General features: G+C 66.6%; 7 protein-coding genes. 2 read left to right on the top strand and 5 right to left on the bottom strand.

Features of this window, described 5'->3' with window-relative positions; all coding sequences use genetic code 11:
* Both VF497_RS11055 and VF497_RS11060 read right to left on the bottom strand, forming a co-directional pair.
* Nucleotides 1-466: response regulator transcription factor (locus VF497_RS11055; RefSeq protein ID WP_330888633.1), on the bottom strand; the 466-nt coding region annotated here is incomplete at its 3' end.
* An 86-nt stretch (nt 467-552) separates the two neighbouring features.
* Nucleotides 553-1,002, bottom strand: coding sequence for a hypothetical protein (locus VF497_RS11060; protein ID WP_330888635.1), 450 nt, complete (start codon nt 1,000-1,002; stop codon nt 553-555).
* Nucleotides 1,003-1,180: 178 nt separating this feature from the next.
* On the opposite strand from VF497_RS11060, the gene VF497_RS11065 reads away from it, so the two are divergent.
* On the top strand, nt 1,181-2,005 hold the full coding sequence (locus VF497_RS11065; protein ID WP_330888637.1) for a universal stress protein: 825 nt from the start codon (nt 1,181-1,183) through the stop codon (nt 2,003-2,005).
* A gap of 33 nt (nt 2,006-2,038) precedes the next feature.
* Here the strand turns inward: VF497_RS11065 and VF497_RS11070 are convergent, their stop codons facing one another.
* Nucleotides 2,039-2,521, bottom strand: coding sequence for a TlpA disulfide reductase family protein (locus VF497_RS11070; protein ID WP_330888639.1), 483 nt, complete (start codon nt 2,519-2,521; stop codon nt 2,039-2,041).
* Between the two features lie 143 nt (nt 2,522-2,664).
* Between VF497_RS11070 and VF497_RS11075 the strand changes: the two genes are divergently transcribed.
* Entirely contained in the window at nt 2,665-3,375 is a 711-nt protein-coding gene (locus VF497_RS11075) for a queuosine precursor transporter (RefSeq protein ID WP_330888641.1), read from the top strand.
* A gap of 46 nt (nt 3,376-3,421) precedes the next feature.
* Here VF497_RS11075 and VF497_RS11080 read toward each other — a convergent pair whose 3' ends face one another.
* Nucleotides 3,422-4,105, bottom strand: coding sequence for a rhomboid family intramembrane serine protease (locus VF497_RS11080; RefSeq protein WP_330888643.1), 684 nt, complete (start codon nt 4,103-4,105; stop codon nt 3,422-3,424).
* Between the two features lie 5 nt (nt 4,106-4,110).
* Nucleotides 4,111-4,399 (bottom strand): general secretion pathway protein GspB (locus VF497_RS11085; RefSeq protein WP_330888645.1); only part of this gene is annotated, 289 nt, incomplete at its 5' end.

Genomic DNA, 4,399 nt, shown 5'->3' on the forward strand with positions numbered 1-4,399 from the left:
ACTCGGTCGGCTTGAGATCCAGATCGCGCCCGGCGTAGCGCGCCGCGTGCGCCATGCGATCCAGCACCAGGCCGTCGATCGCGATCGTGGTCTGTGCCGCATCGTCCTGGCGCCGCAGGAGAACCTCCACGCGCGCGGCCATTTCGTCGGGCGCGAACGGCTTGGTCAGGTAGTCGTCGCCGCCCGCGCGCAGGCCGCGCACGCGCGCGTCGACGTCGGACAGCGCGCTGATCATCAACACCGGCGTGTCGATGCCGGCGCGGCGCAGTTCGGTGACGAGGGTGAGGCCGTCGACCTCGGGCAGCATGCGATCGAGCGTGATCGCATCGTAGGCACCGGTCAGCGCGCGTTCGAGGCCTTCGCGGCCGTTGCCGACGCTTTCGACTTCATTGCCGTTGTTCGCCAGCTCGGTGACGATCTCGCGCGCGGTCAGCGCGTCGTCCTCGATCGTGAGTATCTTCGCCATGCCGGCCAGCATAGCGCGGCGGCATGGCGAAGAAAAACGGCCTGTCCTCAAAAAAGCTACTACGCTTTGAGGGCAGGTTGTACGGGTTACTTTGCGCGCGTAATCGTGAACTTGCCGAACGAAATGCCGATATCCACGCCTTCGCCCGCGCCGGACAGGGCCAGCGTCGAGGTGCCCTTGGTCAGCACCTGCGCGGTGCCGGATTTGACCAGGCCGGCATTGGCCTCGCCCTGCGCGTAGCTGCCGAACAGCTGGTCGGTGCTCGACACCTCGGCGAACTTGCCCTTGCCGTTCTCGACCTTGTACTTGCCGGCAGTCAAGCCGCCGCCGACCGCGGTGATGTGCACGTTGAAGCTGCGGCCGTTGTTGCAGGTGATCGTGCCGTTGCCTTCGGCGTGCTTGTAGATCGCGGCCCAGCCGGACAGGTTGAAGCGCATCTCGCAGTCGATCTTGCCGGCGGCCGAGGCGTGGGTGGAATACAGTCCCGTCGATGCGGCGGCAATCAAGGCGAGTGCAACGAAATTGCGTGTACGCATGGCCAACTCCTTGTGCTGAGGGAATGTCGATCATACCCCCTCGAACTGAACGAAATCGTAAATCCGGAACTGGCCGTGAGTGCGCGGATGACCCGGTTCACTGAACTTGAGCCACCCCGAGACCGTCTCATTTGATAGGCGTAAGCTAACGCCATCGGACAGAAACGGAGGGTGCGTCATGGCTCGCTTCGACATTCTCGTTCACGTGCGTCGCTACGAAGGGGACTCACTCGCCGCCACCGTGGCGCTTGCGCTGGCAGGTCGGCTCGACGCCCATGTCAGCGGTCTCCACGTCGCCGCGCTCGGCACCGTCGCCTATTCCACGCTGGAGACCGTCGTGTTCCAGGTGCAGGAGGCGGACGATCTCTACAACGCCGCGCTCGCGCAGCGCGATAGCTGGATGCGACGACTCGCCGCCGCCGGCGTCGAAGGCGACTGGCTGGTCGCGCAGGGCGAGCCGGTCGAGGCGATCTGCCATGCCGCGCGCTGGTGCGATCTCGTCGTCGCCGAGCGACCGCAGCTCAACGTCGACGCGCCGGTTGGCTGGGGTGTCGTTTCGCGCACCGTGTTCGGTGCCGGCATTCCGGTCGTCGTCGTGCCGGAAACGGCGAAGCCGGCGAGCGTCGGCGAGCGCGTGCTCGTCGCCTGGAACCATAGCCGCGAAGCGGCGCGCGCGATTCACGGCGCGCTGCCGCTGCTGCGCTTGGCGAAGCAGGTGATCGTGCTCGACGGCGCCGAGCAGGCGAGCCTGGTCGGCGCGCGCCATCTGCCCGCGCTCGATCTTGCGGCGTATCTCGCGCGCCACGGCGTCAACGCGGAGTTCCGCCCGTTCACCGTGACCAGTGGCTATGGCGCCGGCATTCTCGATGCGGCGCACGCGGCGCAGTCGGATCTGATCGTCATGGGCGCCTGGGGCCCTTCGCGCATCGCCGAACTCGTGCTCGGCGGCGCGACGCGGCATCTGTTCCAGTACAGCGACGTGCCGTTGTTCGTCGCCCACTAGCATCGACGCGGCGCGGCCGCATGCGTCGTCGCTTCAGCGCGCGGGTGCCGCGAGGTCCAGTTTTTCGCGCAACGCCGCCTCGACGCTCGAAGGCGCGTCGCCTCCGCTGCGTCGATAAATGACCTTTCCGCTCGCGTCGACGAGGAACAGTCCCGGCGTGCCCTTCACCGCGTACTGGTCGGCGATCGCATCGCCGTCGAGGATCAGGGTGAAGCCGAGCTTGCGCTCGCGCAGGGTCTTGACCGGGTCGCCGTCTTCCTTGATGTCGATCGCGTAGACGTCGAGTCGGTCCTTGCCCGCAGCATCCAGCACGTGCTGCACGTACGGCATCAAAGCTTCGCAGTACGGACACCAGGTTGCCCAGAACAGCAGGATCGCCGGGCGCTTCAGCTGCTGCGGATCGAAATGGATCGTGGCGCCGTTCGCTGTCTTGCCCTGCCACGCGATCGCATCGCCCTGGGCGAATGTGGTCGCGGACAGGCCGGCGAGGAAAAGGAAAAGCAGTACGCGTTTCACGCGGGAGTCTCCGTTTGGCTGGCACTGCGACCGTTGCGCGCACCGGTGCCCAATAGACAAGGCCGCGGCGCAAAACCTTACGGCTGGCGGAAAACTTTGCGAGCCGGCATGCTAGCGGCCATCGCCGATCCGACCCGTCCGCCATGCCCGCACCCGCCTCCGCGCCGCGCACCTACCGCTACTACGACTTCATCCTCGGCGCCTTCGTCTGCGTGCTGCTCTGCTCGAACCTGATCGGCCCGGCCAAGATCGCGAGCGTGCACCTGCCGATCGTCGGCGACTTCACCTTCGGCGCCGGCGTGCTGTTCTTCCCGATCTCCTACGTGTTCGGTGACATCCTCACCGAGGTCTACGGCTATGCGCGCGCGCGCCGCGTGATCTGGTCCGGACTCACCGCACTCGTGTTCGCTTCGGTCATGGCCACCGTGGTCGTCAAGCTGCCGCCGGCCGCGGGCTGGCACGGCCAGGAGGCCTACGAATCGATCTTCGGCCAGACCCCGCGCATCGTGTTCGCCTCGATCACCGCGTTCTTCCTTGGCGAGTTCGTCAATTCGTATACTTTGGCAAAAATGAAATTGTGGACGAACGGCAGCGCGTTGTGGTCGCGCATCATCGGCTCGACGATCATGGGCGAGGGCGTCGATTGCCTCGTGTTCTATCCGGCCGCGTTCCTCGGCGTGTGGGAGACGAAACTCGTGCTCACCGTGATGGTGTCGAACTACGTGATGAAGGTGGTCTGGGAAATCCTCGCGACGCCGCTGACCTACCGCATCGTCGCCGCGCTCAAGCGTGCGGAGAGCGAGGACTATTACGATCGCGACACGCAGTTCACGCCGTTCACGCTGCGTACCTGATTTCTGTTTGTCGGCACGCGCTGCTGCCTGCGCGGCGCGCCGCGAATCAGGAACGCAATCGGCGCGCGATCGCCGGCTTGGACACGAGGGCGAACAGCAGGCCCGCGGCGAAGCCGGCGATATGCGCCGACCATGCGACCGGGCCGAACGCCGGGCCGACGAAGGTGAAGGCGACCTGCAGCAGGGCCCAGAAGCCGATCAGCAGCGGCGCCGGGATGCGCACGAATTCGAGGAACATGCCCAGCGGCAGCACGAGGCCGAGGCGCGCGCGCGGGAACAGGCCGAGATAGGCGCCGATGATCGCCGACACCGCGCCGCTCGAGCCGACGATCGGCGTGCTCGTACTCGAAAGGATCAAGGCCGCGCCGAGATTGGCGAACGCACCACCGAGCAGGAACAGGAGCAGGAAGCGCCACGGTCCGAGCGCGCGCTCCGCGGGTACGCCGAAGATCACGAGGACCAGCAGATTGCCGACCAGATGCAGCCAGCCGGCATGGATGAACAGCGCGGTGAACAGGCGCAACCAGCGCAACTCGACAAGCTGTTGCAACGTCGGCGCATTGGGGTCGAACAGCCGCGTCGGCACGGTGCCCCACTGGCGCAGGAACTGCCAGCGCGCCGTGTCGGGGGCAAGCACGAGCCAGAGGAACAGCGCGACGCAGACTGCGAGGATCGTGAGCGTGGCCCAAGGCAGGGACGATGGGCGCTGGCGGTCGACGGTGACGAACACGGCGCTCAGGAACCGGGTCGCGGCATCAGCATGCGCCGGCCGTGGAATTCGAGCACGAGCCCGCTCGGGCGAATCTCGACGACGGTCACGCCGCGCACGTTTTCGCCTTCGGTCACGCGCGTTCCCTCGATGATGGCGAAGCGGCGCTTCGGATCGGGCGAGTAGACCTGCATCGTGATCGGCAGCGCCGGCAGTGCGCCGCGTACGTCGGGGGGCATTTCATCGACGGTGGGTACATCGTTTGCGGGCGCGGGCGCCGCCGCGGCAGGCGCAGGCGGTGGCGCGATTGCCGGA

The sequence above is a fragment of the Rudaea sp. genome, assembly GCF_036383415.1.
Taxonomy (GTDB): Bacteria; Pseudomonadota; Gammaproteobacteria; order Xanthomonadales; family Rhodanobacteraceae; genus Rudaea.

Coding starts and splice junctions, on each gene's coding strand:
- VF497_RS11075 (WP_330888641.1), top strand. CDS start 2,665: ATGCCCGCACCCGCCTCCGCGCCGCGCACCTACCGCTACTACGACTTC.
- VF497_RS11060 (WP_330888635.1), bottom strand. CDS start 1,002: ATGCGTACACGCAATTTCGTTGCACTCGCCTTGATTGCCGCCGCATCG.
- VF497_RS11065 (WP_330888637.1), top strand. CDS start 1,181: ATGGCTCGCTTCGACATTCTCGTTCACGTGCGTCGCTACGAAGGGGAC.